Here is a 2,112-nt window from a genome sequence, read left to right as displayed (position 1 = left end):
GGCGTTATGTTTACTTGTATTTCAAAGGCTTAAATGTCTTAGGTCCTAGTTCTTTGTCCCTCTGGCAATCCGTTCCTAGTAGACTCAGCAAATCCGCATTGTCGGTCTAAGTTCTTGAATCTATCAACCTGTAAAACATGCCAACGTTCGCGGGTTGCTTCATTGTCAGGTCGTGGTGGTTGGTTTCTGGTTTAACTGGCTCAAAGTCGCTTCTAGGTTCTTAGCCAATTAGCATTTCGGTTTGGCAGTTGCCTCGGCAATTCGGCATTGTTTTGCGCTTTGGTTGGAAAGAAAGGGCGCTTGTTGGAGCTTTGTCGGGTTGCCTCATTGGGCAGGGAAGTGGAATTACTGGTTTTAGGTTAATCGCCTTTAGTGGCCAAGCTGGTTCTGGCCTTGTGGTTTAGCTCAGAAAATCAGTGAGAAATAGCCGTTCTTTCTCAAGTAAATCATGTGTTTGTGGTAAAACATAACAATAAATTTAAGCAGATTCGCAACGCTTGGCACTTTTGGTTTGAATCAACTTTAGTGTTTACGGCACAATGCTTTAGGTAGGTGGCAGCGTTGCTCACTACTTAATTTGGCGTTATAACCAACAGGAGGTTTCATGGATGTCGTTTTTGAACTATTAAAACTAGGCGCTGTAGGTTTGATTGCTGGTCTATTTACTTCCTTTATTGCGCTTAAAGATTATCGATACAAAAAGTGGTGGGAGCTTAGAGTTTCTGCATATCAAACACTAATCGAAGCACTCTCGGATTTAGTCTATTACTATGAACGTCTATATAATGCAGAATTACTGAAGCAGGAACTTAATCCGGAGTTTGAAAAGAAATTAGAACACTATCATGATCTAGCCTTTCCTAAAGTCCGAAAAGCTGCGGATCTAGGTGCTTTTTTATTTTCCGAAGACGTAAATAGTGTTTTGAGTAAATACATGGAAAGCCGTTGGGACAAACACCAAACATATGGAGATTTTTTAGATATGCGTTTGTATCAAACTAAGCTTTGCTTAAAATCTGTAGTCAACGCCTCAAAATCAGACCTAAAAGTGAAACGACGTTGGTTATAACAATAAATTTAAGAGTGATTCACAACGCTTGGCGCCCTCACTTCAAGCCAGTTTAGTGTTTATGGCATAATGGCTTAGCTAAGGTGTTAGCGTTGTTCACACCTTAATTTGGCGTTATATGCAGGAGCATTGATGAAAATCCAGAAAGTTGAGTCAAAGTTGGCTTGGTTCAATGAGATATCTGCAGGGATAGGACTAGTTGTAGGTTATTTATGCTATACGTTGTTCTGGTTGCTAAGTCCTGAAACTAAAATTGAGTTAAGTGTGACTGAGCCTGTATATGAGGAAGTCATCATTGGGTATGTGCCAAGGGAAATTGAAACCGAAAGTATTCCTGATTCAGAAGAATTAGAATCGGCCATGAAAGATGCTCATTTAAAGCCTGTAATGGTGAAATCGCCTACATTTTCAGTGGATGGAAAGCCAATACTAAAAACTACTAAAACGGTCTTTAAGGGGATGGGTGAACCCTCAGTTGTGGTACAACGTGTCGAATTGTTGAAACCGAACTTCAGTAGTTACTCGTATACGGTAACTAAGGGAAAGCAGAAGTTTATAACATACTTCAGCCCTGATGTGTTTTATACGGGTACAGGGTTCTACTTCGACCAGAAGTCGGTAGAGTTCAGTGGTGGTAAGAACGCCGAGATATTTGCCGTGAAAGTGGCGACCCTATTTGCTCTTTTATCTTTCATGCTTTTCTTACTCAAAATTAGGCCAGATCCTAGGAAATGTATTGAGCGCTTCAAGAAAACTAGCTTTGATGTAGGTGATACGGACTAATGCATATAACAATAAATTTAAGAGTGATTCACAACGCTCGGCGCTTTCACTTCAAGCTAGTTTAGTGTTTATGGCACAATGCTTTAAGTCGGGTGGTTAGCGTTGTTCACACCTTAATTTGGCGTTAGGCAAAGGGCAGAAAAGTTCTTTGTTCTAATCTTCTTGCTTCCTTTGCCCATCGTTTTTCTCGGTCGGCAATTCCGTATTGTCGGCTCAAGTTCTTGAATAACTCCAACCGTAAAACATGCCAAATTTCGTGG

The 2,112-nt window shown here is 40.7% G+C and carries 2 protein-coding genes; both read left to right on the top strand.

Annotated elements, in window-relative coordinates; genetic code table 11:
- The first annotated feature begins 604 nt into the window (after window positions 1-604).
- Window positions 605-1,069, top strand: a complete 465-nt coding sequence (locus ELS82_RS24420; protein WP_134837707.1) for a hypothetical protein — start codon at window positions 605-607, stop codon at window positions 1,067-1,069.
- Window positions 1,070-1,201: 132 nt separating this feature from the next.
- Entirely contained in the window at window positions 1,202-1,852 is a 651-nt protein-coding gene (locus ELS82_RS24415) for a hypothetical protein (protein WP_134837706.1), read from the top strand.
- Window positions 1,853-2,112: the final 260 nt, after the last annotated feature.

The organism is Vibrio ouci (assembly GCF_004551525.1).
GTDB classification, from domain to species: Bacteria; Pseudomonadota; Gammaproteobacteria; order Enterobacterales; family Vibrionaceae; genus Vibrio; species Vibrio ouci.
Note: the sequence above shows the minus strand (reverse complement) of the source record. Positions and strands in the feature narration are given on the sequence as shown.

Coding starts and splice junctions, on each gene's coding strand:
- ELS82_RS24420 (WP_134837707.1), top strand. CDS start 605: ATGGATGTCGTTTTTGAACTATTAAAACTAGGCGCTGTAGGTTTGATT.
- ELS82_RS24415 (WP_134837706.1), top strand. CDS start 1,202: ATGAAAATCCAGAAAGTTGAGTCAAAGTTGGCTTGGTTCAATGAGATA.